Here is a 25,571-nt window from a genome sequence, read left to right on the forward strand (position 1 = left end):
CCTACCGCGCCGCCCGCCCGGCGGCCGTACGCTCGGCGGCATGGCGACACACGACCCCGACCTGCGCAAGGACCTCGACGCGACCCTCCAGACGCGCAAGGAGCTGGGTCCGGAGTACGAGTCGGAGCTCCTGGAGTCCTTCCTGGAGAAGCTGGACCGGAGCGTCGACCAGCGGGTACGGCGGCAACTCGCCGAGCAGCAGCTCCAGGTGGCCCGCGGCGCCCGGCCGCCGCGCCCCAGGGGCGGCGGCAAGGAGGTCTGGGAACGGTTCGGGCTCGCCGCTCTCTCGCTGGTGCTGGCCATCCCGCTGTCGGCGATCGCCGTGAGCCAGGCGGGGCAGCCGGGGCTGCTGATGTGCTGGGCCGGGATCGTCGGCGTCAACGCCGTGCAGGCCAGGGGCGCGCACAAGCTGCTGCGGCCGCGTACGGACCGCCGCGACGGCGCAGCGGACTCAGGGGACTGAAGGGGACCGGCAGAGGACCGAAGCTCCGGCGGGAGCCGGATGTGGCGGGGACCGCCGCACCCCGGCCGAAGCCAGGGGCGGGACGACGGCGGTCCCCGCAAGGGACGCGTACCGGGTCAGAGCCGGTCGTCGCATCCGGTGGCGATCGTGGAGGTCCGGGAGCCGCTCCGGAGGTCCTTATCGCCGTGACACCACTGTGCCCGCCGCGTGTTAAGCCCGTGCTGCGTACACATGACGCATACGTACACCTTGCGTCGACGGGCCGTTTCCTGACGGCCACTTGACGCCCCGAAGGGTGCGGAAACGGGCGGCGGCCGGGGCGGGGACAGTGACTGCCCCTCGCCCCGGCCGCCGGGCCGCTGCTACTTGCCGGCCTCGCGCGCCAGATAGGCCAGCAGGTCCTGCCGGCTCACCACGCCCTTCGGCTTGCCCTCGACGAGGACGATCGCCGCGTCCGCGTTCTCCAGGACCGCCATCAGATCGGCGACCGGCTCGCCCGAGCCCACCTGCGGCAGCGGCGGGCACATGTGCTTCTCCAGCGGGGCGGTCAGCGAGGCCCGCTGGGTGAACAGCGCATCGAGCAGCTCGCGCTCGACGACCGAGCCGACGACCTCCGCGGCCATCACGTCCGGGTGCCCGGCGCCCGGCTTGACGATCGGCATCTGCGAGACGCCGTACTCGCGCAGGACGTCGATCGCCTCGCCGACGGTCTCCTCCGGGTGCATGTGCACCAGCGAGGGCAGCGCGCCCTCCTTGTGCTGGAGCACCTCGCCGACGCGGGCCGCGGGGCCGCCCTCCTCCAGGAAGCCGTAGTCGGCCATCCACTCGTCGTTGAAGATCTTGGACAGATAGCCACGGCCGCTGTCCGGCAGCAGCACGACGACCACGTCGTCCGGGCCGAGCTTCGAGGCGACCTCCAGCGCACCCACCACGGCCATCCCGCAGGAGCCGCCGACCAGCAGGCCCTCCTCCTTGGCGAGCCGCCGGGTCATCTGGAAGGCGTCCTTGTCCGAGACCGCCACGATCCCGTCCGCGACGGTGCGGTCGTAGGCCGTCGGCCAGAAGTCCTCGCCGACGCCCTCGATCAGATACGGGCGCCCGGAGCCGCCGCTGTAGACGGAGCCCTCCGGGTCGGCGCCGATGACCTTGACCTTGCCGTCACTGGCGTCCTTCAGATAGCGGCCGGTGCCGCTGATCGTGCCGCCGGTGCCGACACCCGCCACGAAGTGGGTGATCCGCCCGTCCGTCTGCGCCCACAGCTCGGGACCGGTCGTCTCGTAGTGGGAGCGCGGATTGTTCGGGTTGCTGTACTGGTCCGGCTTCCACGCACCGGGCGTCTCGCGCACCAGACGGTCCGAGACGTTGTAGTACGAGTCCGGGTGCTCGGGATCCACGGCGGTCGGGCAGACCACCACCTCGGCGCCGTAGGCCCGCAGCACATTGATCTTGTCCGTGGACACCTTGTCCGGGCAGACGAAGATGCACTTGTAACCCTTTGTCTGGGCCACGATCGCCAGGCCCACACCGGTGTTGCCGGATGTCGGCTCGACGATGGTGCCGCCCGGCTGGAGCTCACCCGACTGCTCGGCGGCCTCGATCATCCGCACGGCGATCCGGTCCTTCACCGATCCGCCGGGGTTGAAGTACTCGATCTTCGCCAGGACGGTGGCCTGGATTCCTCGAGTGACGTTGTTGAGCCGCACGAGCGGGGTGTTGCCGACTAGCTCAATCATCGAATCGTAAAACTGCACGGTGGTCTCCGCGGTAGGGGGCGGCACGCTCTCCTGCGCCCGTGCGGCCAGCCTATTGCCCGGGTCCGTTAGAGGAGGGATGAGTTGCGTTCCGTGCAGGAACGGGCAACACCCTGTTGTAGGAGTTCTTGCCGATTCACGAGCGCGTCCGGCCCGCAGCGGGCCCAGGGCGCGCCCGCACTGCGCGGGGAGGAGCCCGGCCCATGCCGATGACGATGTCCAGGGCCAGAGTGGCGCGACGGATCGCGACCGCCGCCGCTTTCGGCGGCGGCGGGATCGGGCTGCTCGGGGTGGCCACGGTCGGGGTGCTGCTGACCGAGGTCCGGCTGGCCCGCCGCACGGTCGGCGGCTCCAGCGACATTCCGCCGTGCGCCGACGGCCGCTACGGCGCCGCCTTCGACCACCGCACCGACCACCCGCCGCTGCGGCTCGGCTTCCTCGGCGACTCCACCGCGGCGGGCCAGGGCGTCCACCGCGCCCGCCAGACCCCCGGCGCGCTGCTCGCCTCCGGTCTGGCCGCGCTCTCCGAGCTGCCCGTCGACTTCCGCAATGTGGCCCTGCCCGGCGCACAGTCGGACGACCTGGAGCGCCAGGTGGAGCTGATACTCGCGGACGGCAGCCAGACGCCGGACGTGTGCGTCATCATGATCGGCGCGAACGATGTCACCCACCGGATGCCGCCGGCCCAGTCCGTACGCCATCTCTCCGAGGCGGTGCGCAGACTGCGCGCGGCGGGCTGCGAGGTGGTCGTCGGCACCTGCCCCGATCTGGGCACCATCGAGCCGGTCTACCAGCCGCTGCGCTGGGTGGCCCGGCGGCTCTCCCGGCAGCTCGCCGCCGCCCAGACCATCGGGGTGGTCGAGTGCGGCGGCCGTACGGTCTCGCTCGGCGATCTGCTCGGCCCCGAGTTCGAGGCGCATCCACGGGAGCTGTTCGGGCCGGACAACTACCACCCGTCGGCCGAGGGCTACGCCACCGCCGCGATGGCCGTCCTGCCGACGCTGTGCGCCTCGCTCGGCCTGTGGCCGGAGAAGGAGCAGCCGGAGCCCGCCCGCGGCGAGGGGCTGCTGCCGGTCGAGCAGGCGGCCGCCGAGGCGGCCTCCGAGGGCGGCACGGAGGTCACCGCCTCCCGGGCGCCCTGGGCGCTGCTCAAGCACCGCAGGCGCCGCCAGCTGCCGGCGCCGGAGCCGACGGACCCCTCGTCGGTCACACGCTGACGGAACGGCCGCCGGGCGCGCCCCGGGCGGCACGGAACGAACGGGGAGGAGCCGTACGGGAATACCGTGCGGCTCCTCCCCGTTCCCATAAGCGCCCGCTTAGAAAAGAGGCCCGCATCACAGCGCGGACCCCGTGACCTCAGCACTACGTGCAGGTAACTTCCCTCACAGTCCGCCCTTTTCCCGCGCACTTGGAGCCGTGTGATGCCCGAAGCCGTGATCGTCTCAGCCGCCCGCTCCCCGATCGGCCGCGCCTTCAAGGGCTCGCTCAAGGATCTGCGTCCGGACGACCTGACCGCGAAGATCATCGAGACCGCCCTCGCCAAGGTCCCCGAGCTGGACCCCAAGGACATCGACGACCTGATGCTGGGCTGCGGTCTCCCCGGTGGCGAGCAGGGCCACAACCTCGGCCGGATCGTGGCCGTCCAGATGGGGATGGACCACCTCCCGGGCTGCACCATCACCCGTTACTGTTCCTCCTCCCTCCAGACGACCCGCATGGCGCTGCACGCCATCAAGGCCGGCGAGGGCGATGTCTTCATCTCGGCCGGCGTCGAGACCGTCTCGCGCAGCGTCAAGGGCAGCTCCGACGGCCTGCCGGACACCCACAACCCGCTCTTCGCCGACGCCGAGGCCCGTACCGCGGCGCGCGCCGAGCAGGAGGGCGCCGACTGGCACGACCCGCGCGAGGACGGCCTGATCCCGGACGCGTACATCTCCATGGGCCAGACCGCGGAGAACCTCGCCCGTCTCAAGGGCGTCACCCGCCAGGACATGGACGAGTTCGGCGTGCGGTCCCAGAACCTCGCCGAGAAGGCGATCAACGACGGTTTCTGGGAGCGGGAGATCACCCCGGTCACGCTGCCCGACGGCACGGTCGTCTCCCAGGACGACGGCCCGCGCGCCGGCGTCACCGTCGAGGGCGTCTCCGGCCTCAAGCCGGTCTTCCGCCCCGACGGCCTGGTGACCGCCGGCAACTGCTGCCCGCTGAACGACGGTGCCGCGGCGCTGGTCATCATGTCCGACACCAAGGCGCGCGAGCTGGGCCTGACCCCGCTGGCCCGGATCGTCTCCACCGGCGTCTCCGGCCTGTCGCCCGAGATCATGGGCTACGGCCCGGTCGAGGCCAGCAAGCAGGCCCTGCGACGGGCCGGCCTCTCGGTCTCCGACATCGACCTGGTCGAGATCAACGAGGCGTTCGCCGCCCAGGTGATCCCGTCCTACCGCGACTTGGGCATCGACCTGGACCGCCTGAACGTCAACGGCGGCGCCATCGCCGTCGGCCACCCCTTCGGCATGACCGGCGCCCGCATCACCGGCACGCTCATCAACTCCCTCCAGTGGCACGACAAGCAGTTCGGCCTGGAGACGATGTGCGTGGGCGGCGGCCAGGGCATGGCGATGGTCATCGAGCGGCTGAGCTGAGTCGTAGCGGAGGGTAGGGGTCGGGTGCGAGGAACGAGTGCCCGGCACCTGCCCGCAGCGGAGGCGAAGCTCAGCGCGACCACAAGCACGCGCGGCTGAGCTGAGCTGTAGCGGAGGGTGGAGGTCGGGGTGCGAGGTACGAGTGCCCCGGCATCCGCCCGCAGCGGAGGCGAAGCGAAGCGCGACCAAGAACACGCGCGGCTGAGCTGAGCTGAGCCGCGATGTAGCGGAGAGTAGGGGCCGGGGCTCAAGAACGAGCGCCCCGGCCCCTGCCCATGTCCCCACCGGGGGGCGAAGCTCAGCCCGGCCGCCGCCCCCCGCAGCTCGAAGGGGAGCGCGACAAAACGGACCAACTCCCGCCGGGCGCACACCCTTCGCTGTCGTGCGGATACCAGCGGCGACACGGCGTGACCCGCGTCACTCGTTAACGAGATCGCGACCCAATCTCCCCCAGGATTGTGACCAACGCCCTGGGGGCGAGGCGTTCTTGCAGGTCAGCATGGGGTCACTCGCACGCACGGAGCCCTGCGCCCCCTCCTTTTCGGGACATAGCGCACCGGGAGCGGTCGCCGAGGACCGGCAGGCTGATGTAGGAAGTCGGAGAACATTCTGCTAACGGGAGTACGCCGGTGAGTGAGCCGCTACCAGGAGTGATCCCGTGAGTGAGTGCGTCAGGGGGGTCACCCCGCCCGACGGCCGGGGGAAGTCCGCGTATCTGTGCGCGGCCCGCGCGAAGAGGGCCGCCGAGCGAAGTAGGGAGGACGCATGAGCGAGCGCCGCATGGGGGTACCCCCGGCCGAAAGCCGGGGGCGGGTCATCGAGCAGCGCGCGTCTCGCGCATGCGAGACCGAACGAGGAGAGGTTTCGGCATGAGCGTCACCACTGTCGTCCTGCTGAGTGCCGCGGCCGTCGCCGTGGCACTGGGCGCCGCCGCCCTGCACACCGCCCGCGCGCTGCGCCGCCAGATCGCCGAGCTGCACGCCGAGCTCACCGCCGCCCGTCAGGACGCCGTCGCGGGTGCCGAGGCGGTGCGCCCGGCCGTCGCGACCATCCCGGCCGCCCGCCCCACCCCGGCCGCCGAGACCCCGCTCGCCGATATACGCGCCGCCGTCGCCGACGCCCTGGCCGAGGAGCGGGAGCGCGAACTGGCCGAGGCCCGCGCCTTCTGGGCCGCGCAGGAGGCCAGGGACGCCGCCGACGCCCCGTCGCTGCTGGGCGGCCTGGCCGGCCTCGGCGACGAGGGCCTGCTGGACGCCCGTGCCGACCGCGAGCTGCCCGAGCGCCAGGAGCCCGACCGGCTCGACATCCAGCCGTTCCTGCCCCGTCAGGCGGACCTGGCCGGACTGGAGCCGCTGCTGGGCTCGGACGCCATGGAGGCGATGGACGCACTGGAGTCCATGGACGCCCTGGACGCGCCGGAGTTGGAGCCGGTCGAGGAGACCGAGTCCGCCGAACTGGCCGCCGCGCGCCGGCGCCACCCCTCGCACCCCGACTTCTCCCCGTCCCCGGTGATCAGTGATCACGAGCGCACCGTGGCGCGCCTGGAGGAGCTGGCGCAGCAGGCGACCCCGCTCGCGGACGTACGCCCCGGCCCGCTGGGCACCCTGGACGTCTATGTCTTCACCGACGGCACCACGCTCTGCCTGACCCCCGGGCAGCGCGAGACCGCGGAGCGCGTGGCCGGCGCACTGCACGCGGGGCACGCCCCCGTGCTGCTGGGCGGCTCCGGCATCTCCGGTGCGTATGCGCTGACCTTCGCCTGGGGCGAGAGCCGCGAGGAGAGCGTCTACATCCTCGCCGACCGCGTGATCGCCTCGCTCTGACCGGGCGCGGCGACAAGCCCCCGGGGCTGTCCCGTCACCCCTGACGGGCGCACGACGACAGCTGGGGCCTGATCCGGACGCCAGGCTCTAGCAGCGTGCCGCCGTCGCCCGGACGCATCGCACGGCCTCCGCCAGTTCTTCGGCGGGGGCCACTTTCGCGTCAGAATCCCCCGCCCCGTCGGCCATCCGCGCCGCCGCGGCCCGCAGCGCCTCGACGAGGTCGTGTCCGGCCACCGCGAGCTGGTCGCCGGCCGCGAACATTCCGGCGTCCGGTAGCTCGTACGGGGGCTCCTCCGGCCGCTCGATCAGCTGCGCCCGGGTCGCCAAGTGTCGTGCCAGCGCGAGTGCTTCGCCCGCGGCGCCTTGGCCGAGCCTGCTCTGCGGCAGCGATCTGAGGCGGTCGGCGAGGGCGTCAACCGCGGTCTGCAAGGGGGTCACGTCAAGCACGCCGTGAGCCTATGCGCCACCCCGGGGTGGTTGCCAACGCCCGAACGCTCAGGCACGGTGGGCTGAAGTACCAGCATCGACCGCGTCCGGAGGCGCCGATGTCTCAGCTCTTCTCCGAAGAGACCCACCGGAACATGCTCTCCCGTATCCCGCACTGCACCGGCCGGGAAATCTCCGACTGGCTCCGCACCGTTGAGGAAGGCCCCGCTCTCTTCCGCTTCGACGAAAAGGTCAGCTGGCTCCGCGGCGAGCACAATCTCGCCTACGGGCACGCCAAGGCAATCGTCCATGAACACGACCTCAGGCGCGCCGCGCGCAAGTTCTGATACCGGGTGACGGGCTCCGCCCCGGTCCGGCTCAGGACTCTCACCGTGCATCACGCCGAAGGGCCCGCAGGCACTGTGCCGGCGGGCCCTTCGTACGGCGTGCGGGCGCTTCGGCGCCCGTGTCCTGCGGGGTCAGTCGCCCCGGAGGATCGAGATCAGCCGCAGCATCTCCATGTAGATCCACACCAGCGTCAGCGTGAGACCGAACGCGGCCAGCCAGGATTCCTCGCGCGGAGCGCCGTAGGCGATGCCGTCCTCGACCTGCTTGAAGTCCAGGGCCAGGAACAGCGCGCCGAGGACCACGCCCACGATGCCGAAGACGATGCCCAGGCCGCCGCTGCGGAAGCCGAGGCCCTCACCGCCGCCGAACGCCATGAACATCACGTTGACCAGCGACAACAGGACGAAGCCCATGGCCGCGATCATCACGAAGCGGGTGAAGCGGGCGGTGACCCGCACGATCCGCGTCTTGTAGGCGACCAGCATGGCGACGAACACCGCCATCGTGCCCAGCACCGCCTGCATGGGGGCGCCGTTCATGTTCGGCAGGCCGTTGATGAAGCCGCTGAGCGCGCCGAGGAAGACGCCCTCCAGTGCCGCGTACGCCAGGATCAGCGCGGGCGACGGCTTGCGCTTGAAGGACTGGACGAGCGCCAGCACCATCGCGACCAGGCCCGCGCCGATGGCGAAGCCGAGGCTCTGGGTCAGGAAGAGCCAGCCGACGGTGGCGCCCGCGATGACCGTGCCGAGCGTCATGCCCGTGCGCGCGACGACATCGTCCATCGTCATCGGGCGGGTCTGCGGCGTGTACTGCGGTGGTGCCTGGGTGACGTCCTGCTGGCCCTGGGCGTACGGGTTGCCGCCCTGCGCGTAGGGGTTTGCTCCGGCGTACGGGTTCGCGGCGCCCCCGGCCTGCGGCGGCGCGTTGAAGCCCGCGTAGCCGGTGTCGCGGCTGAACCCCCGTCGCGAGAAGACCGGGTTGCTGCTCCTCATCTCACTCCTCCATGGCCGCCGTGCGCGGCCTTGACGGCAAGCGTAATGGCTTGGCAAAGGCGCGTCGCTAGTTCTTGAGCAGGATCTTTCCCTGAACTCGCGAGGGCACCTCCTCCATGGGGAGGACGTATGAGCGGGCGCGGAGGTGCCCGGAGCGGGGCCCGGGCGCCCGGCACGCGAGGGCGGCCGATGGTGCGGCCGTTACACCGCCGCACCGCCCCGTCCCCGGCATTCCGGGAATTCGATCTCTTGTTGTGCTCTTGTCGTTGCCTCGCCGCGCCCCTCGCACGGGATCCGATAAATGTCTGATCGCAAGGACATCACGCAACGGACGTCACACGGCGCGACAGGCAACCGATTTGCGGGGGCGCCCGTCTTCCTTCCCGGCCGGAGCCTGCCGCGGCGGGTGGATCTACTGGGCTGACGCATGGTCAAGATCCGAACGCCGGAGTACGCCTTCCCGACGCTCCCGTGACTCACTGTCCGTAGCGCTATGGGCGCGATCGGTTGTAATCCGAGGGGGCAGATAGGGCTATTCTGGCGGGAAACAGTATCGAAAGAGGGTTGAGGTGCCTGTGCCTGACGTCTCAGTAGTCGTCATCGTCTACAACGACGCCGACCGGTTGCCGACCGCGGTCCAGTCCGTACTGGATCAAACGCTCCGGGACGTCGAGGTGGTGATCGTCGACGACTACAGCACCGACCGTTCTTTCGAAGTGGCGCAGCAACTCGCGGCCGGTCATCCCGGGCGGGTCAGAGCCTTCCAGCTGCCCGAGAACAGCGGTGCGGGCGGCGAGCCGCGGAACGTCGGCATCCAGCACACCCAGGGCCGGTACGTCATGTTCCTGGACAGCGATGACGTCCTGGAACTCAATGCGTGCAGAAATATGCTGGAGGCGGCGGAGGAAACCGGGTCGGATATCGTTTCCGGTCTGACCGTCCGGCTGCACAAGGACACCCGGAACCAGAAGCGCGACGAGTGGTACGCCTGGCTGTATTCCACCACCCGCACACTGGAATCCGTCACGGAATTGCCGGACCTGTTCGTCTGGGACACTCTGTGCACCAACAAGTGCTATCGCCGTGAATTCCTCGTCGAGAACAATCTCCTCTTTCCCAAGGGAATGTTCTACGAGGACCTGGTCTTTATCGCCGAGGCCTATCTTGCGGCCCAGCGCATCACGCTGATTCCCAATCAGGTCTACTTCTGGCACGTCCACGAGCAGGCCGCCGTGAAGTCGGTGACGAACCGGCGGCACGAAATGAGCAACTACTCCCACCGGCTGGAAATCCACCGGCGTATCGACGCCATGCTGGCGGAGCGCGGGCTGGCCGAGATGAAGCTCGCCAAGGACGTCAAATTCCTCAAGCACGACCTGGTGCTGCATCTGCGCGATCTGCCGTTCCGCGACGCGTCCTACCGCCGGGAGTTCGCCGAGCTCTCCCGGGAGTACCTCGCGAGCATCGCCCCCGAGGCGTACGAGCGCGTGCAGCCGATACAGGCCATCTGTGCGTATCTGCTCCAGCAGGGTGACTGGGACCACCTGATCCCGGCGGTCGACACGCTCATCAACCGCGACAAGGTCTCCTCGCCGCTCGCCGAGCACGACGGCCGGATCTACTGGTGCGACGGCTACACCGACGATCCGTTCGGCCGCGATGTGCTGGACGTGACCGACCTCGGCTACCACGAGAAGCCGGTCAACCAGCTGTTCCTGCGCAATCAGCTCACCCGCTTCGGCGAGTCCGGCAGGTCCGTCTCGCTGACCGGCCGGATCAACAATCCGCTCGGCGTCATCCCGCCCGGCGCGCAGCTCAAGGGCGAGCTGGAGTTCAGCGCCCGGCGGCGCAGCCTCCAGACCTTCCACTTCCCGGTGCGGGTGCTGCGCCACGAAGGTGACGCCATCCACTGGGAGGCCGTCGCCGACCTCACCGCGAAGCTGCGCCCGCTGGGCATCGTCGACACCATCTGGGACGTCCGGCTGCGCCTGGACGTGGACGGGGTGCGCACCACGAGCCGGCTCACCGTCGCCGACACCGGGCTGTCCGGTGGGCTGCCGGTACGGCCGCGGCTGTCGCGGATGGTCGCCGACCGTCTCGAACCGCATGTCTCGGCCAAGGGGCATCTGGCGTTCCGCCTGGTCAGCGAGAACCGCAACGCCGAGCGCGTACAGGAGCTGATCACCCGCGGGGTGCGCGGCAGGCCGGGGACGCTGGCCAAGACCGGCTACCGCAAGGCGAAGGAGCTGCGCAAGAAGGTCACCTCCGGTGACAACAAGCTCCGCGCCTACCACGAGGTCTTCAGCCGGCTGCCGGTCAAGAAGCGCACGGTGGTCTTCGAGAGCCACCTGGGCAAGCAGTTCAGCGACAGCCCGCGGGCGATCTACGAGGAGATGCGCCGGCAGGGCCTGGAGTTCGAGGCGATCTGGTCGTACGCCGGGTCCCCGAAGGAGTTCCCGAAGGGCGTCACGCTCGTCAAGCGCTGGTCGCTGCCCTATCTCAAGGCGCTGGCGCAGGCCGAGTTCTGGGTGGACAACCAGAGCTACCCGCTCAAGCTCACCAAGCGCCCGGAGACCACCTACATCCAGACCTGGCACGGCTCGGCGCTGAAGAACATGGGCTTCGACCAGCCGTCGCTGAAGGCGCAGACCCGGCAGCAGCAGGCGGAGCAGCAGCGTTCGCTGGACCGCTTCGACCGGTTCCTGATCCGCTCCGAGCACGATGTGCACACCCTGGCCAAGGCCTTCCGGCTCAAGGAGAAGACCCTGCTGCGGGTGGGCTACCCCCGCAATGACGCACTGGTCCGGGCCCGGCAGCGGGAAGCGGCGCAGGGTGCGCGTGAACGCGGGCCGCTGGCTGCCGAGTTGGGCATTGCCGAGGACAAGACCGTGCTGCTTTACGCGCCGACGTTCCGCAAGGCGGGCGGCCGGCACGGGCGCTTCGAATTGCCCTTCGACGTGGAGCGTTTCGCCGATCAGTTCGGCGACCGCTATGTGCTCCTGGTGCGCTCGCACTACCTCAATCATGTGGTGCTGCCGCCGACCGTGCAGGGCCGGGTCATCGACGTTTCGGCGCGCCACGATGTGACGCCGCTGCTGGAGCTGGCCGACGGGCTGATCACCGACTATTCCTCGGTGATGTTCGACTATGCGCTGCTCGACCGGCCGCTGGTGTTCTTCACCTACGACTACGACGAGTATGTGCACGAGGGCCGTGGCACCTACTTCGATCTGCTGGAGCACGCACCGGGCCCGGTGGTCCGCACCGAGGACGCTTTCCACGAGGCGATCAAGTCGTTCGAGTCGCAGGCTCTGGAATACGCGAAGAGCCGCAAGGAATTCGTCGCCAAGTTCGGAGAATACGACCAGGGCAACGCCGCCCAGAGCATCGTCGAGCAGTTTTTCGCGCAGTGGAGCCGTTGATGACCAAGTCGTACGCAGCCGAGCCGCGGGACATCTTCTTCGTCTCCAACAGCGTCAACGAGATGGGCGGCATCACCAGCTGGTCGCACCAGATGGCGCGTCTGTTCAGCGAGCGGGGCCACCGGGTGCACCTCGTCGGTGTGGTGCCGCCCCCCGAGGGGCGGGTCCATGAGCTGGCGGCCGACCTGCCGTTCCAGACCACCACGCTCTACGCCGCGCATCCGCCGTCCGTCCGCCCCGTGCGCGGTCTCAAGGACAAGCTCAACCTCGCCGAGCAGCGCCGCCGGGCCGCCCGCGAGGCGGGGATGCAGGAGCAGGCGGCCAAGATGAGCGCGCTGTTCCGGGCGGCGAAGCCGGGCGGGGTGGTGATCGTCACCCAGGTGTGGGCGATGGAGTGGGTCGCGCTGGCCGACACCGCGGGGCTGACGGTGATCGGGATGAGCCATGAATCGTTCGACACCTGCCGCAAGTCGTCCCGCTTCGGCCGGGTCAAGCGGTTCTACGAGGACGTCGACCGGATGCTGACGCTCACCCGGGAGGACGCCGACCGCTGGATCCGGCAGCGGATGGACAACGTCGGCTTCATGCCGAACCCGCTGCCGTTCTTCCCGGAAATCCCCTCGGACCGCTCCGCCAAGTGTGTGGTCAGCATCGGCCGGCTCCACGAGGAGAAGGGCGTGGACCTGCTGTTGGAGGCCTGGGCGAAGGTCGCGCCGCAGCACCCCGACTGGACGCTGCGGATCTACGGCTCCGGCGAGGAGGAAGAGGCGCTGCGCAAGCAGGCCGCGGAGCTGGGGATCACCACCACGGTCGCCTGGATGGGCCGGACGAGCGATGTCCCGGGCGCGCTGCGGGAGAGCGCGGTCTTCGCGCTCAGCTCGCGCGGCGAGGGCTTCCCGCTGGCGCCCATGGAGGCGATGGCGACCGCGGTGCCGTGTGTGGCGTTCGATGTGGCGCCGGGCGTCCACGAGATCATCTCGGACGGTGTGGACGGGCTCCTCGCGCCCCCCGGCAATGTCACCGAATTCGCCCGGCATCTCGACGCCCTGATGTCGGACAAGGACCTGCGGGACACGATGGGCGAAACGGCCCGCGAGAACATCCAGCGGTTCTCCACGGAGGAGATCGTCGGCCGCTGGGAGAGCCTGTTCACGCTGGTGGAGCGCTGAGGTTCCGGGGGCGCTGAGCCGGCTTCACTCAGCGCACGACGAAGGGCCGCCGGGCTTTCCCCGGCGGCCCTTCGTCGTGCCGCAGTGGCGCACCCCCGGCCGGCGGGCCGGAGCGCGTTATTCGCCCGCGACTCCGGCCGTACGGACCGGCTGCGCCGCGACGACGGGGTGGTCGCGGTCGATCAGGCCGAGCCGGGCGGCGCCGCCCGGCGAGCCGAGCTCGTCGAAGAACTCCACGTTCGCCTTGTAGTAGTCCTTCCACTCCTCCGGGGTGTCGTCCTCGTAGAAGATGGCCTCGACCGGGCAGACCGGCTCACAGGCACCGCAGTCGACGCATTCGTCCGGGTGGATGTACAAGGACCGCTTGCCCTCGTAGATGCAGTCGACCGGGCACTCCTCAATGCAGGCCTTGTCCTTGAGGTCGACACAGGGCTGCGCAATTACGTACGTCATCACTCACTCCAGGATGTTTTCGCTACTTGCCGGGCTGCCGGGTACGGACGAGCAGTCCGGCGACCGCCGCGCACAGCGCCACCAGACAGGTGACCGTGAGGGCGGTCCCCATGCCGGACCGGAAGGCCGCACGGCTGACCTGTTCGAACACCGAGGACGGCAGCCCCGACAGCTGCGCGGAATGCCCGTGCAGACCGACGGACACCGACTGCACGGCGTGATCGAACTGCGTCGCGGACAAGCGGGTGCCGTCCGCGGCCAGCCGACGGGACAGGACGTCCCTGACACCGGAGGCCATCAGGGCGCCGAGGACGGCCACTCCGAGGCTGCCGCCGACCTGCATGGCCGTCTGCTGGATGCCACTGGCGACTCCGGAGAACCCCTGCGGCGCATTGCCCAGGACGAGCTTGGTCGCCCCGACCATGATGGGGCTGAACCCCAGGCCCATCACGAAGAGCCAGAACCCGAGCTGCCCGCTTCCCTCGTGGCCGTCGAGCCGGGAGATGCCGAACAGCGCGACCGCGTTCATCAGCATGCCGAGCGCCGCGGGGATCCGCGGGCCCGCCTTGCCGATCCACAGGGCGACGAACGGGGCGCCGACCACCATCATCACCGTGAGCGGCAGGACTTGCAGCCCGCTTTCCATCGGCGTCAGACCGCGGACGTGCTGGAGATAGAAGGCGAGGAAGAACGAGGTACCGAACAGGCTGAAGGCATTGACGATCAGCAGCAGCACACCGACGGACAGCAGCGGGGACCGGAAGAGCGGCATCGGGATCACCGGGTTCGCCGCCCGCCGCTCCCAGCCGACGAAGCAGCAGGCCAGTACGGCCGCGCCGGCCAGCGGGGCCCACACCGCAGGGTCGCCCCAGGCGCGGCCGGACACCGCGGTGAGTCCCCAGACCAGGGCGCTCAGCGTGGCGCTCAGCAGCAGCAGTCCCGGCACGTCCAGCCCGCGGGCGGCGCCCTCCTGCTTCGCGTCGCGGAGTACGACCAGCCCCAGCAGGACGGTGAGCGCCCCGAGCGGCACATTGATGAAGAAGGCCAGCTGCCAGCTCGCGTAGTGGACGATCAGTCCGCCCGCGATGGGGCCGAGCGCCATGGAGACGGCGATGACACTGCTGCGTACGGCGATCGGCAGATTCATCCGGTCCGCGGGGAACGCCGTCATGATCAGCGCCAGGGTCGCCGGCTGCATCAGCGCGCCGAACACGCCTTGCAGCACCCGGAAGCAGATCACCGCACCGACGTCCGTCGACAGGCCGATGGCCGCGGAGGCGAGGGTGAACCCCAGCGTGCCGGCCAGGAACACCTGCCGGTGGCCGAAGAGATCGCCCACCCGGCCGGCCACGACGAGCAGTACGGCGACGGCGAGCAGATAGCCGTTCGTCACCCACTGCATCTCGGTGAGCGAGGCATGCAGCCGCTGCTGCATGACGGGCTGCGCCACGGCGACGATGGTGCCGTCGAGCGAGACCATCATCGCGGCGAGGGAGAGGGTGAAGACGGTCAGCCAGGGCCGTCCCCGCCATCCGCCCGCCGGGCGGGCCGCCGTCCTCCGGTCCCCGGACCTGCCCCCGTCCGGTTCCACCGTCGTGCCCGCCGGCCCCGCCGTGTGCGCGGCATCGGCACCGTCCACCGTCATCTCCCCCGTATCCCCCTCTGTTGTGTCACGCCCCGCGGCGCGGCAAGGAGCCCCACCGGGCACCGGGCGGGCCCCCAGGGCCCTGCCGCCGCGGGACGGCCGGCCGGACGGCCGTGGTCACTTGGTGAACACCAGGCTCACGTTGTGTCCGCCGAACCCGAAGGAGTTGGCCAGCGAGGCGTTCCACTCCCCGGTCCGGTTCTCGCCCTGCACCACGTCCAGGTCGATCCTCGGGTCGAGCTCGTCGAGGTTGCGGATGGCGGGCGCCACGCCGTCCTTGAGTGCCAGCAGCGCCGCCATCGCGCCCACCGCGCCGGAGGCACCCAGCATGTGACCGGTCATCGACTTCGTGGCCGTGACCGAGGCGTGGGTGCCCACGGCCCGGCCGATCGCCTCGGCCTCCGCCAGGTCACCGGACTCGGTGGAGGTGGCGTGGGCGTGCACATGGCCGATGTCCCGCGGGGTCAGGTCCGCGTCCCGCAGGGCCAGCTCGATGGCGTGGACCTGGCCCGCCGCGTCGGACGCCGTGATGTGGTTCGCGCTGGAGCTCACGGCGCTGCCGGCCAGCGTGCCGTACGTCGTGGCGCCGCGGGCCCGCGCGAACCCGGCGCGCTCCAGGACCATGATTCCCGCGCCCTCGCCCATGACGAAGCCGCTGCGGGCCACATCGAACGGGCGGGACACCGACTCCGGGTTCTCGCACTGCGTCGAGAGCGCCTTCATCTGGGCGAAGGCGGCGATGGTGAACGGGTGCAGACAGGCCTCGACACCGCCGGCGACCACCACGTCCACCCGCCCGGCGCGGAGCAGGTCGAGGCCCATCGCGAGCGCCTCGGCACCGGACGCACAGGCACTGACGGGCGTCCTTGCGCCGCCCTTGGCGCCCAGGTCCATGCTCACCCAGGCGGCCGGTCCGTTGGGCATGAGCATGGGGACCGCGAACGGGGAGAGCCGGCGTGCCCCGGACTCCTCGAAGAGGTCGTCCTGACCGAGGGTGGTGAGCACCCCGCCGGTGCCCGTGCCGATGACCACGGCCAGCCGCTCGGGCTCGACCTCGGGCGCGCCGGCGTCCTGCCAGGCCTCCCGGGAAGCGAGCATCGCGAGCTGCTCACCGCGGTCCAGCTTCCGTGCCTGGGTACGGGGCAGCGCGGCGGCCGGGTCCTCGGTGAGTCCGGCCGCGATGCCCACCGGGAGGTCGGCGGCCCACTCCTCCACCAGCGCGCGGACACCGGATTTTCCCGCCAGCAGCCCCGACCAGGACGAGGACGCATCGGCGCCGACCGGCGTCATCGCTCCGATACCCGTCACCAGCACCTGACCGTTCTCGGCCATCTCCGTCTCCTCTGATCTCGTAGGAACCGCACAAGATCTCTGCCGATCTCATAGCGATCATGCCAGCAATCAGCTTGCCAAACAGGCCGGAAGCAGACCGATTCGGCGCCGGTAAGTTGTGCCTCTTCCACAACCGCGCGCCCGCTCCCGGCAGGCCTGGCCCTACGTCAGCCGGTGGGTTCCGCCACGCTTCCGGGCTCGATCAGCCGCAGTGCCGCCCGGTCCACCTTGCCTATCTTCGTGCGGGGCACGCCGTCCACCACCCACAGCGCGTCCGGCAGCTTGTGCCGCGCGAGGGAGTGCCGCAGCCGCGCCCGCAGTTCTTCCAGTCCGAGGTCGTCCTGCGGGTCCGCCAGGACGACACAGGCGCCGATGGCCTCTCCCAGGATCCGGTCCGGCACCGGGAAGATCCCGGCGTCGACGATGCCCACAAGTGCGGTGAGGGCGGACTCGACTTCGCTGCACGAGACCTTCAGCCCGCCGCGGTTCACCAGTTCCTTCATACGGCCCCTGACGTGGAGGCGCCCCTCGTCGTCGATCAGCCCGAGGTCACCGGTGTGGTACCAGCCGTCCTGCGCCACACTGTCCTGTCCCCAGTAGCGGACGGGGCGGGAGGCGCCGAAGACGATTTCGCCCACGACGCCGCGTCCCAGGATCCCGGAGCCGTCCCTGGCGAAGATCTCCAGACGGCCGTCGGGAGCCGTATCGGCGGGGCCCTCGAAGACCCGGTGTCCCACCGAACCCGTTTCGATCTCGGCACGGTCGGTGGTGTGGCAGAGGAATCCTTCGCTGCACCCGTAGATGTAGAAGAGCTGCACGCCGAAGGTGGCGTACATCTGCTGCAACAGCGCCCCGGGGAAGGTCGCGGCGCCCGCGACCGCCCAGCGCAGGGAGCTCAAGTCGTGTGCGCCGGGGTCGAGATGGTCGAGCATCAGCTGGAAGTGTGCCGGGGTGCCCGGCAGGACCGTGATCCGCTCGTCCGTGATGCGTTGCAGCGCCCCGGCGGGCGAGAAGCGGTCCATCAGCACCAGCCGGCTCCCGCGGGTCAGGGCCACCATGGACATCTTCAGTCCCAGGGCGTGGGCCAGCGGGAGGTACAGCAGATGCACATCGCGCTCGTCCGGCTCGAAGGCCGTGGTGAAGCACTCGATCTTCGCCCACAGTGCGCTGAAGGATTCCATGACGCACTTCGGCAGCCCGGTGGTTCCCGAGGTCAGCAGCAGCAGCGCGGTGCGGGAATCCGGAACACCCGGTGATTCCGGGCCGATCGCGGGATGCGGCCGCGATCCGTCGGCCAGGTCCGCCAGCCGGTGGGCCTCCGGCGGAAGCACGTCGCCGCCGCCGTGCACGATCAGGTGGACGTCGGGAAATGCGGCGCGTACGTCCTCCAGCGGCGCCATGGGGGTGTCGTTCCCGTATCGCGGCTGGTACAGCAGGGCGGCCGCGTCCGTGCGCCCGGTGATCGACACCAGTTCCGGTCCGGTGAGATCGTGGTCGACCCCGACGAACGTCGCCCCGCATTCCCAGGCCGCGACCAACGCCACCAGATACTCGGGCGAGTTGGGGAGCTGGCAGACCAGCCGGTCCTTGTCCTTCACGCCCAGCCCGCGATACGAGGCGGCCAGCGCCTCCACCCGGTCCCAGAACTGGCCGTAGGTCAGACTGCGGCCCTGAAAGGTCATCGCCGGGCGCTCGGGCCACTTCCGGCAGGCTTCCCGCAATGCCTTGATCAGTTCACTCACAGATTCCATGTCTGCCTTTCCATGCGCGAGGCCGCGCACGCCGGTCGTCAGTGAAAGAGCCAGGGCGCGACGGGCGCCTGCCCGCCACCGGCGAACGGCTCGAAGAGCGGGGCGAGGCGCGGGTCCCGCGGCGGATCGGACAGGTCCCGGCAGACCGCGGCGGCCGGCACACCGGCCTCGGTCAGCAACTTCTCCCACTGCGCCGCCGGGGCCTCGCGCAGGCGTGCGGTCAGCTGCTCGTCACGCTCACCGCGCCGGCCGGGCGCCACCTCCAGCACCTCGCACAGCGCCTGGTAGGCGGGGTCGTCGTCGGCGCTCACCATGAGGTACCCGTCCGCGGTGCCGGCCGGCTCGTCGATCGCACCCCACACCGGCCGGCCGTCGCTGCGCCCGGGTTCGTCGCCGGTGGCCCGGCCGAGGACCACATGGGACTGGAGCGCCATCGCACCGGTCAGCAGCGAGGACTCGGCCGTCCAGCCGTGGCCCGACAGCTCCCGCCGGTACAGCCCGGCCAGCACCCCTTCACAGGCCACCAGCGCCCCGAACATGTCGCACAGCAGCACCCGGGTCGTGGCCGGGCTCTCGTGCCGCGGGGTGTTGCCCTCGCTCACCCCGGCGTAGGCCTGCACCATGAATTCGGTGCCGATCACCTCGCGCCGGTCCAGGTGCGGACCCCATCCCGACGCCTCGCCGAAGACCAGCCGGGGGTTGGTACGGGCCAGTTCCCCGGGGGCGAAGCCCCACTCGGCGGCCTTTCCGGGGCGCCAGTTGTGCAGGAAGACATCGGCCTCCGCGATGAGTTCGCGCAGCGCGTCCCGGCCGGCCGGACGGCCGAGGTCCAGGCCCGTGCGCCGCTTGCCGCGGTGGTACAGGGAGCCCATCCCGCTCGCGTCGCCCTGGGGCGGCTCGACCCAGGTCACATCGGCCCCGAGCATGGTCAACAGCTGCCCGGCGAGCGGTCCTTGGACCCGGCTGGTGGCCTCGACCACCCGGATCCCGGCCAGCGGAAGGTCGCCGATGCGGCCCGCTCCGGCGCTCCGCGGTGCGGTGACCGGTCTGCCACCGCAGCGCGCGGCCAGCGGGGTCAGCCGGGGCTGGCCCGGCGACCAGCCCGGCTCGGCCAGTACGTCCCGGTAGCCGCGCAGCGCCGACAGGCTGAGCCCGTGCTCCTGCGCGGCCGCGACGATCCGCGGCCAGGGCGTGCCGGCCGCGGCCGTGTGCAGTGCGGCGGGCAGCAGGCAGTGGCCCTTGAGGTAGCGGTGCTGGAAGGCGGTCCAGGCGCGGCCCAGTACGGCGGTGTCCGCGCCGAGGCTGCGCCAGAACGCGAGCCACCGGGCGGGGTCGAAGGTCTCGATCTCGAAGAGGGGTCCGTCGGCGCTGCGGAACGGCGGCGGGCCGCCGTCCCCCTTGACCGAGGGTCCCCACGGGTCGGGGGAGGTGGCCTCGGCGGTGTACTGGCCGGCGAGTAACGTGCCGGCGCGCAGTACGGAGGTCTCCACGGCGTCCACCGGGATGCCACGGGCGCGCCCCACCTGAGCGGCGAGGACGCCCTGGCCGGCCAGCACTCCGGCCGCGGCCGAGGCCGCTTCCAGCCCGAGCCGGCGCGGTCGTCCCGCCTCCTGCCCGTGGAGGTGCATCAGCCCGCACAGGGCCTGCACCACCGGCTCGCTGCCGGGCCGGGCGGGGTCGAGGTCCGCGCCGCCGTGCCAGGTCAGGCCGAGCTCGACACCGCCGGCGGCCGCGGTGGCCGGGCCCGCCACCGGGCCGGGGGCCGAACCGAGCCAGGGCCGGAGCCGGGTGCGGGCGGTGCGGTGGGCGAGGTCCGGGCCGCCGCTCACGTCTCGGCCCTCCGATCCGCGTAGTACGGCTGGTGGGCGAGCAGTCCGCCGTCCACCACGAGGGTCTGTCCGGTGATGAACGAGGCTTCGTCGGAGGCGAGGAAGACGACGGCCGACGCGACGTCCTCGGGCCGTCCCAGCCGCGTGGTGAGGTGGTGGGGCAGCATCACCCGGTAGGCGTCCTCGCGTTCGGGCCTGGTGATGATGAGGCCGGGCGCGATCGCGTTGCAGCGCACGCCGCTCCGGCCCGCCTGGGTCGCCACGGAACGCGTCAGGCTGATGAGGGCGGCCTTGGACGCCGCGTACGCCGGGTGGCTCAGGTCGCCGGAGAGCCCGGCGGCCGAGGAGGTGTTGATGACGCAGCCGCCGCCGCGCGCGAGGAGATGCGGCAGCGCGGCCTGGGTGGCGACCATGGCGCCGCTGAGGTTGACCCGCATGGTGCGGTCCCAGACCTCGGGGTCGGCGTCGGCCACCGGCACGTCCAGGGAGGACGCCAGGGCGGTCGCCGCGGCGTTGTTGTGCAGGATGTCCAGACCGCCGAACTCCTCGACGGTGGCGGCCACCATGGCGCGCACCGACGCCGGGTCCGCCAGGTCCGCCCTGATGCCGATCGCGTGCGTGCCGTCCGCGCCCCGGATCTTCTCGGCCAAACTTTTCACGCCGGCCTCGTCCAGGTCGGCGAGCGCCACCCGGGCCCCCTCAGCGGCGAGCCGCTCCGCGGTGACCGCTCCGATGCCCGACGCGGCACCGGTGACGATGGCGATTTTCCCCTCAAGCCTGCCCACACCCCACCCCCTAAGGCATAACTTAGTTAACTGATTTAACGCTACCATCCCCCTGAGGCACTGTCATCCGGCCCTTCGCGCCCGCCCCATCCACCCAGGGTCACAGCTGAGTTACCGTCCGATCACGGACGGTCCACATTTCGGCGCGCAGCCTTGCTACACTCAGTAATCCTGATTGATTCATTTAATGCAATCGACTCAACAGGGCGTAAAGGTGCTCACTGCGATTTCGCCCGCACCGCGTCGTCGATGCGCGCCACCTAGGAGGAAGCGGCCTTGACTGAAGCAACCCGAGCGGTGAATAAGAGCCCTCAGAAGCGAAACGCGGCGGCACTTCGTGTGCGTGTCCCGAAGACCGCGGAACTGGTGGCGGCCAGCCTGCGCCGGGTCATCATCCGGGGCGAACTGGAGCCGGGCGACGCACTCCCGCCGGAATCGGCCCTCATGGAGCAGTTCGGCATTTCCCGCCCCACGCTGCGCGAGGCCATTCGCGTCCTGGAGTCCGAGGCGCTGATCAGCGTCCGCCGCGGTGTGCACGGCGGTGCCCGGGTCAACGCCCCCGATCCCATGGTGGCCGCCCGCTACCTCGGGCTCATCCTGGAGTACCGCGGGACCACGCTGGGCGAGATGTTCCAGCTCGTCGCCTCGATCGAGCCGCCCTGCGTACGACAGCTCGCCGGCCGGCACACCCCGTCCGGCATCGGCCGGCTGCACGAGGCGCTCGCCACGGAGGAAGAGGCGAAGGACGACCCCGCCGCACTCGCCGAGGCCAAGGCGGCATTCCACGCGACGCTGGTCGAATTGAACGGCAACCGGGCGATGCTGGCGCTGCACGAGACGCTGCAATGCATCTTCTACCAGGCCAAGAGTCCGCATATTGCGACCGGTGGAAAGACCGGCACCCGGCGTGATCATGAAGAGCACGTGAAGTTGGTGAAGCTGATTCAGGCGGGCGAGGCCGACGAGGCCGAGGCCCATTGGCGCCGTCACATTTCCCGTATGGAGAAGGAATTGAATGCGAGCGGCGCCAATACCCGTCTGGAACTCCTCGACTGAGCGTCAGCCCGGCCGGAGCGGTCCCCGGACCGTCACCCGGAGCGCTTACCGAACGCATCGGCGTTGGGGGCCGCCCGCTCGACCAGCTCGTCCAGCGCCGCGCCGGCAGTCTCCGGCTCCCATCGCTCCGCACCGACCGCGGCGGGGCCGTCCACCCAGCCCTCCGCCACCGAGATCCGCCTGCCGAAGACCGTGACGACCCGGCCCGTGACATGCCCGGACAGCGCACTGCCGAGCCAGACGACGACCGGCGGCACGCTCTCCGGCGCCAGATCGTGCTGTGCGGCCAGGTCCGGCATGACGCTCAGATCCTCGGTCATCCGCGTCAGGGCGGCCGGGGCGACCGCGTTCACGGTCACGCCGTACCGGCCCAGCTCCTGCGCCGCGCTGATCGTCAGGGCCGCGATACCGGCCTTCGCCGCCGCGTAGTTGGACTGCCCCGGATTGCCGTAGAGCCCTGAGGTGGACGTGGTGTTGATGACCCGGCCGGCCACCTCCTCGCCCGCCTTCGACCGCTGACGCCAGTGGGTGGCGGCGTGGTGGAGCACGGCGACGGTGCCCTTGAGATGGACGGCGACCACGGCGTCCCAGTCCTGCTCGGTCATACCGACCAGCGTCCGGTCCCGGAGGATCCCGGCGTTGTTGACCAGGGTGTCCAGCCTGCCGAACCGCTCGACGGCCTGCTCGGTCAGCCGCCGGGCACCGTCCCAGGACGAGATGTCGTCGAAGTTGGCCACGGCCTCGCCGCCGGCGGCCCGGATCCCGGCGGCCACCGTCTCGGCGGCGGCGGTCGAGCTGCCGGCCCCGTCCCTGGCCCCGCCGAGGTCGTTGACGACCACCCGGGCACCGGCCGCGGCGAACGCCAGGGCGTGCGCGCGGCCGATCCCGTTGCCCGCGCCCGTGATCACGACGACCCGGCCGGCACAGATCTTCGCCATGCTGTTCCTCCCCCTCATGCCGTCCGTGTGACGACGCTGGTGTGATGACGCTTCGCCGGCGCCGGGGGCTCGACCCCGACGACGGACACGAACGACAGGCACTCCCCCGGACCGCCGCCGAGGTTGTGGGTGAGCGCCAGCCCCCGTCCGAGGACGGACGCGGACAGGGCGCGCTCCTGGGGCGCTTCCCCGCGCAGTTGCAGCCAGCACTCGAACAGCATCCGCAGCCCCGAGGCCCCGATCGGATGCCCGAAGGCCTTCAGCCCGCCGTCCGGATTCACCGGCAGGGCACCGTCCCGGTCGAAGGTGCCGTCCAGGGCCGCGCGCCAGGCCTCCCCCGGCGGCGCGAAACCGAGGTCCTCCATCAGCACCAGCTCGGTGACCGTGAAGCAGTCGTGCACCTCCGCCAGCGCCAGTTCGGCCCCCGGGTCGGTGATCCCGGCCTGCCGGTAGGCGTCCGCGGCCGAGTGCCTGACCTCGGGAAAGGAGGTGAAGTCGTACTCCGGGTCGGCGGTGCCGGTGGCCGGGCCGACGGCGAGCGCGAGCGCCTTCACGAACAGCGGCCGGTCGGTGTAGCGGTAGGCGTCCTCGGCCCGTACCACCAGCGCCGCCGCCGCGCCGTCGCTCACCCCCGAGCAGTCGAAGACGCCCAACTCGCCCGCCACCCGCGGGGCCTTGCGGAGGGTCTCCCGCGACACCGCCCGGCGGAAGTGCGCCCGCGGGTTCAGCGCGCCGTTGGCGTGGTTCTTCCACGCGATCCGGTCCAGCACGTCGCGCAGCGTCCCGTCGGCCAGGCCGTACTTCTGCCCGTACGCCCGGGCGAGCAGGCTGAAGGCGGCCGGCGCGGTGAGGTCGGGTTCGGTGCCGTCGCCGGGGACGGCGGGGGCCGAAAGCCCGGACATGCCGGAGTCCTTGAGCTTCTCCACCCCGACGGCCATGGCCGTGTCGTACGCGCCGCTCGCCACCGCGTAGCAGGCGTTGCGCAGTGCGTCCGAGCCGCCGGCGCAGTAGTTCTCCACCCGGGTGACGGGCTTGTACGGCAGGCGCAGCGGGCGGGACAGCGCGAGTCCGGAGTTCCCCGACGCCAGGGTGCTCAGCCAGTACGCGTCGACCTCGACGTCGCTGACCCCGCCCGACGCACAGGCGGCCCGGACCGCCTCCAGTACGAGGTCGTCCGCCGAGGCGTCCCAGTGCTCCCCGAACGTGGTGCACCCCATACCGACGATCGCGACCTTGTCGCGGATGCCGTGTGACGGCACGGTCTCCCCCTTCCCTGGAGCCGATACAGTTAGATCATCATAAGGATCTTACTCTTTTACCGGGAGGATCACTTGACCTCGCTCGTCGCCTACGGCGCGTATGTGCCGTACTTCCGGCTCCGGCGGAGCGCGATCGCCACCGTGCTCGGCGGGAGAGCTGCCGGGGGAACCCGTGCGGTCGCCTCCTACGACGAGGACAGCACGACGCTGGGCGTCGAGGCGGCCCGCGCCGCACTGGCCGCCGTCCCCGAAGCCCGGGGGAGCGTACGCAGCCTGCTCTTCGCCACCGCCACCCCGCCGTATCTGGACAAGACCAATGCCGCGGCGATCCATGCGGCGCTCGGCCTCGCCCCGGAGGCCATGGCCGTCGACATGGCCGGCGCGGTGCGGTCCGGAGCCGGCGCTCTGCACCTGGCGAGCGGCAGCGCGGAGGACACCCTGGTGGTGCTCGCGGACGTACGGACGGGACTGCCCGGCAGCGCCGACGAACGCGACGGGGGCGACGCGGGGGCGGCCTTCCTCTTCAGCGCCCGGCCCGAACTCCCCCCGCTCGCCGAGGTGATCGCCCATGCCTCGGTGACCGCCGAGATCCTCGACCGCCGGCGCACACCGGACTCCCCGGTCTCCACGACGTCGGAGGAGCGCTTCACCGAGCAGGTCTACACCCGGCTGGCCGATGCCGCGTTCGACGACGCGCTGGAGCGGGCGCAGCTGCGGGCGGAACAGCTCGACCACCTCGCCGTCGCCGGACTGCACCAGCGCGCCCTGCGGTCCGTGGCCGGCCGGCTGTCCGCCCGTACCGGGAAGGCCGCGGACGGGAGCGCGGACGGCCTCGCCGGCACCGTCGGCAACCCGGGCACCGCCCAGCCGGGCCTGCTGCTCGCCGACGCGCTCGACCGCGCCGAGCCGGGGCGGACGATCGCCCTGGTCGTCATCGGTGACGGCGTCTCCGTGCTCGTCCTGCGGACCTGTGCCGCACTGGCCGGCCGGCGGGCCGCCGTCCCGGCCGCCGCACCGGCGGCGGCGGGCAGCGACCGGCTCTCGTACGGGGACTATCTGACCTGGCGCGGGTTCCTCGACCGGCAGCCTGCCGCCCGGCCGAAGCCGCAACCGCCCGCCGCCGCACCGTCGTTGCGCCGGGCGGGGTGGAAGTACGGCTTCGTGGCAAGCCGTTGCACGGACTGCGGGACCCGGCAGCTGCCTCCCGCCCGGGTGTGCGCCGACTGCCGGACGATCGACAAGATGACCGAGGAGCGGCTCGACGGCACACCGGCGACCGTCGTCACCTACACGGTCGACCATCTGGGCTTCACCCCGCACCCACCGCTGATCCTGGCGGTGATCGAGTTCGACGGCGGCGGCCGCTTCCGGTGCGAGCTCACCGATGCGGCCGAGGAGGAGGTGCACGCCGGGATGCGGGTCACGATGTCCTTCCGCCGGCTGCTCACCGCCGACGGCGTGCACAACTACTTCTGGAAGGCACGGCC

The 25,571-nt window shown here is 71.0% G+C and carries 20 protein-coding genes; 9 read left to right on the forward strand and 11 right to left on the reverse strand.

Going from position 1 to position 25,571, the window contains the following annotated elements; genetic code table 11:
* The first annotated feature begins 40 nt into the window (after positions 1-40).
* Positions 41-463 (forward strand): hypothetical protein, encoded by a 423-nt coding sequence (locus M8I34_RS25105; protein WP_250052677.1) that lies wholly within the window; start codon positions 41-43, stop codon positions 461-463.
* 362 nt (positions 464-825) lie between these two features.
* Here the strand turns inward: M8I34_RS25105 and M8I34_RS25110 are convergent, their stop codons facing one another.
* Entirely contained in the window at positions 826-2,214 is a 1,389-nt protein-coding gene (locus M8I34_RS25110; RefSeq protein ID WP_250052678.1) for a cystathionine beta-synthase, read from the reverse strand.
* Between the two features lie 203 nt (positions 2,215-2,417).
* Here M8I34_RS25110 and M8I34_RS25115 point away from each other — a divergent pair, with 203 nt between their 5' ends.
* From M8I34_RS25115 to M8I34_RS25125, 3 genes are all read left to right on the forward strand, one after another.
* Positions 2,418-3,431: an SGNH/GDSL hydrolase family protein gene (locus M8I34_RS25115; RefSeq protein WP_250052679.1), complete on the forward strand. Its 1,014-nt coding sequence runs from the start codon at positions 2,418-2,420 to the stop codon at positions 3,429-3,431.
* Between the two features lie 204 nt (positions 3,432-3,635).
* Positions 3,636-4,856: an acetyl-CoA C-acetyltransferase gene (locus tag M8I34_RS25120; protein WP_244414439.1), complete on the forward strand. Its 1,221-nt coding sequence runs from the start codon at positions 3,636-3,638 to the stop codon at positions 4,854-4,856.
* 869 nt (positions 4,857-5,725) lie between these two features.
* Positions 5,726-6,679 carry a hypothetical protein gene (locus M8I34_RS25125; RefSeq protein WP_250052680.1) on the forward strand — a complete coding sequence of 318 codons (954 nt, stop codon included), beginning with the start codon at positions 5,726-5,728 and terminating at the stop codon, positions 6,677-6,679.
* Between the two features lie 87 nt (positions 6,680-6,766).
* Here M8I34_RS25125 and M8I34_RS25130 read toward each other — a convergent pair whose 3' ends face one another.
* A complete protein-coding gene (locus M8I34_RS25130) occupies positions 6,767-7,126 on the reverse strand; it encodes a hypothetical protein (RefSeq protein WP_250052682.1) in 360 nt (119 codons plus the stop codon).
* 98 nt (positions 7,127-7,224) lie between these two features.
* Between M8I34_RS25130 and M8I34_RS25135 the strand changes: the two genes are divergently transcribed.
* Positions 7,225-7,452, forward strand: coding sequence for a DUF4287 domain-containing protein (locus M8I34_RS25135; protein ID WP_030088455.1), 228 nt, complete (start codon positions 7,225-7,227; stop codon positions 7,450-7,452).
* A 132-nt stretch (positions 7,453-7,584) separates the two neighbouring features.
* On the opposite strand, the gene M8I34_RS25140 is transcribed toward M8I34_RS25135, so the two are convergent.
* A complete protein-coding gene (locus M8I34_RS25140) occupies positions 7,585-8,445 on the reverse strand; it encodes a Bax inhibitor-1/YccA family protein (protein WP_244414432.1) in 861 nt (286 codons plus the stop codon).
* A gap of 575 nt (positions 8,446-9,020) precedes the next feature.
* Here M8I34_RS25140 and M8I34_RS25145 point away from each other — a divergent pair.
* Positions 9,021-11,867: a bifunctional glycosyltransferase family 2 protein/CDP-glycerol:glycerophosphate glycerophosphotransferase gene (locus tag M8I34_RS25145; RefSeq protein ID WP_250052721.1), complete on the forward strand. Its 2,847-nt coding sequence runs from the start codon at positions 9,021-9,023 to the stop codon at positions 11,865-11,867.
* A complete protein-coding gene (locus M8I34_RS25150) occupies positions 11,867-13,036 on the forward strand; it encodes a glycosyltransferase (protein ID WP_250052684.1) in 1,170 nt (389 codons plus the stop codon). Before M8I34_RS25145 ends, M8I34_RS25150 begins: the two co-directional genes overlap by 1 nt.
* Before the next feature lie 117 nt (positions 13,037-13,153).
* Here M8I34_RS25150 and fdxA read toward each other — a convergent pair whose 3' ends face one another.
* The 6 genes from fdxA to M8I34_RS25180 form a co-directional block, all read right to left on the reverse strand.
* Complete coding sequence (gene fdxA / locus M8I34_RS25155) at positions 13,154-13,489, reverse strand: ferredoxin (RefSeq protein ID WP_250052693.1); 336 nt, start codon at positions 13,487-13,489, stop codon at positions 13,154-13,156.
* 22 nt (positions 13,490-13,511) lie between these two features.
* A complete protein-coding gene (locus M8I34_RS25160) occupies positions 13,512-15,134 on the reverse strand; it encodes an MFS transporter (protein ID WP_250052695.1) in 1,623 nt (540 codons plus the stop codon).
* Between the two features lie 117 nt (positions 15,135-15,251).
* The gene (locus M8I34_RS25165; RefSeq protein ID WP_250052697.1) at positions 15,252-16,466 is read right to left on the reverse strand and encodes a beta-ketoacyl synthase; all 1,215 of its coding nucleotides are present in this window, start codon (positions 16,464-16,466) and stop codon (positions 15,252-15,254) included.
* 167 nt (positions 16,467-16,633) lie between these two features.
* Positions 16,634-18,217 (reverse strand): class I adenylate-forming enzyme family protein, encoded by a 1,584-nt coding sequence (locus M8I34_RS25170; protein ID WP_250052699.1) that lies wholly within the window; start codon positions 18,215-18,217, stop codon positions 16,634-16,636.
* A gap of 38 nt (positions 18,218-18,255) precedes the next feature.
* Positions 18,256-20,046, reverse strand: coding sequence for a CoA transferase (locus tag M8I34_RS25175; RefSeq protein WP_250052701.1), 1,791 nt, complete (start codon positions 20,044-20,046; stop codon positions 18,256-18,258).
* Positions 20,043-20,831 (reverse strand): glucose 1-dehydrogenase, encoded by a 789-nt coding sequence (locus M8I34_RS25180; RefSeq protein ID WP_250052703.1) that lies wholly within the window; start codon positions 20,829-20,831, stop codon positions 20,043-20,045. Before M8I34_RS25180 ends, M8I34_RS25175 begins: the two co-directional genes overlap by 4 nt.
* Before the next feature lie 276 nt (positions 20,832-21,107).
* Between M8I34_RS25180 and M8I34_RS25185 the strand changes: the two genes are divergently transcribed.
* Positions 21,108-21,887: a FadR/GntR family transcriptional regulator gene (locus tag M8I34_RS25185; RefSeq protein ID WP_250052705.1), complete on the forward strand. Its 780-nt coding sequence runs from the start codon at positions 21,108-21,110 to the stop codon at positions 21,885-21,887.
* A 32-nt stretch (positions 21,888-21,919) separates the two neighbouring features.
* On the opposite strand, the gene M8I34_RS25190 is transcribed toward M8I34_RS25185, so the two are convergent.
* Complete coding sequence (locus M8I34_RS25190) at positions 21,920-22,825, reverse strand: SDR family oxidoreductase (RefSeq protein WP_250052707.1); 906 nt, start codon at positions 22,823-22,825, stop codon at positions 21,920-21,922.
* 14 nt (positions 22,826-22,839) lie between these two features.
* Positions 22,840-24,084: an acetyl-CoA acetyltransferase gene (locus M8I34_RS25195; protein WP_250052709.1), complete on the reverse strand. Its 1,245-nt coding sequence runs from the start codon at positions 24,082-24,084 to the stop codon at positions 22,840-22,842.
* Positions 24,085-24,156: 72 nt separating this feature from the next.
* On the opposite strand from M8I34_RS25195, the gene M8I34_RS25200 reads away from it, so the two are divergent.
* A partial coding sequence (locus tag M8I34_RS25200) for an OB-fold domain-containing protein (RefSeq protein WP_250052711.1) occupies positions 24,157-25,571 on the forward strand: 1,415 nt, incomplete at its 3' end.

It is taken from the genome of Streptomyces sp. MCA2, assembly GCF_023544705.1.
Lineage (GTDB): Bacteria > Actinomycetota > Actinomycetes > Streptomycetales > Streptomycetaceae > Streptomyces > Streptomyces decoyicus.

What these genes read in the sequence shown, in the direction of transcription:
- M8I34_RS25140 (WP_244414432.1), bottom strand. Translation starts at nt 8,445, where the DNA reads ATGAGGAGCAGCAACCCGGTCTTCTCGCGACGGGGGTTCAGCCGCGAC.
- M8I34_RS25150 (WP_250052684.1), top strand. Translation starts at nt 11,867, where the DNA reads ATGACCAAGTCGTACGCAGCCGAGCCGCGGGACATCTTCTTCGTCTCC.
- fdxA (WP_250052693.1), bottom strand. Translation starts at nt 13,489, where the DNA reads ATGACGTACGTAATTGCGCAGCCCTGTGTCGACCTCAAGGACAAGGCC.
- M8I34_RS25135 (WP_030088455.1), top strand. Translation starts at nt 7,225, where the DNA reads ATGTCTCAGCTCTTCTCCGAAGAGACCCACCGGAACATGCTCTCCCGT.
- M8I34_RS25160 (WP_250052695.1), bottom strand. Translation starts at nt 15,134, where the DNA reads ATGACGGTGGACGGTGCCGATGCCGCGCACACGGCGGGGCCGGCGGGC.
- M8I34_RS25120 (WP_244414439.1), top strand. Translation starts at nt 3,636, where the DNA reads ATGCCCGAAGCCGTGATCGTCTCAGCCGCCCGCTCCCCGATCGGCCGC.
- M8I34_RS25125 (WP_250052680.1), top strand. Translation starts at nt 5,726, where the DNA reads ATGAGCGTCACCACTGTCGTCCTGCTGAGTGCCGCGGCCGTCGCCGTG.
- M8I34_RS25105 (WP_250052677.1), top strand. Translation starts at nt 41, where the DNA reads ATGGCGACACACGACCCCGACCTGCGCAAGGACCTCGACGCGACCCTC.
- M8I34_RS25165 (WP_250052697.1), bottom strand. Translation starts at nt 16,466, where the DNA reads ATGGCCGAGAACGGTCAGGTGCTGGTGACGGGTATCGGAGCGATGACG.
- M8I34_RS25190 (WP_250052707.1), bottom strand. Translation starts at nt 22,825, where the DNA reads ATGGCGAAGATCTGTGCCGGCCGGGTCGTCGTGATCACGGGCGCGGGC.
- M8I34_RS25170 (WP_250052699.1), bottom strand. Translation starts at nt 18,217, where the DNA reads ATGGAATCTGTGAGTGAACTGATCAAGGCATTGCGGGAAGCCTGCCGG.
- M8I34_RS25115 (WP_250052679.1), top strand. Translation starts at nt 2,418, where the DNA reads ATGCCGATGACGATGTCCAGGGCCAGAGTGGCGCGACGGATCGCGACC.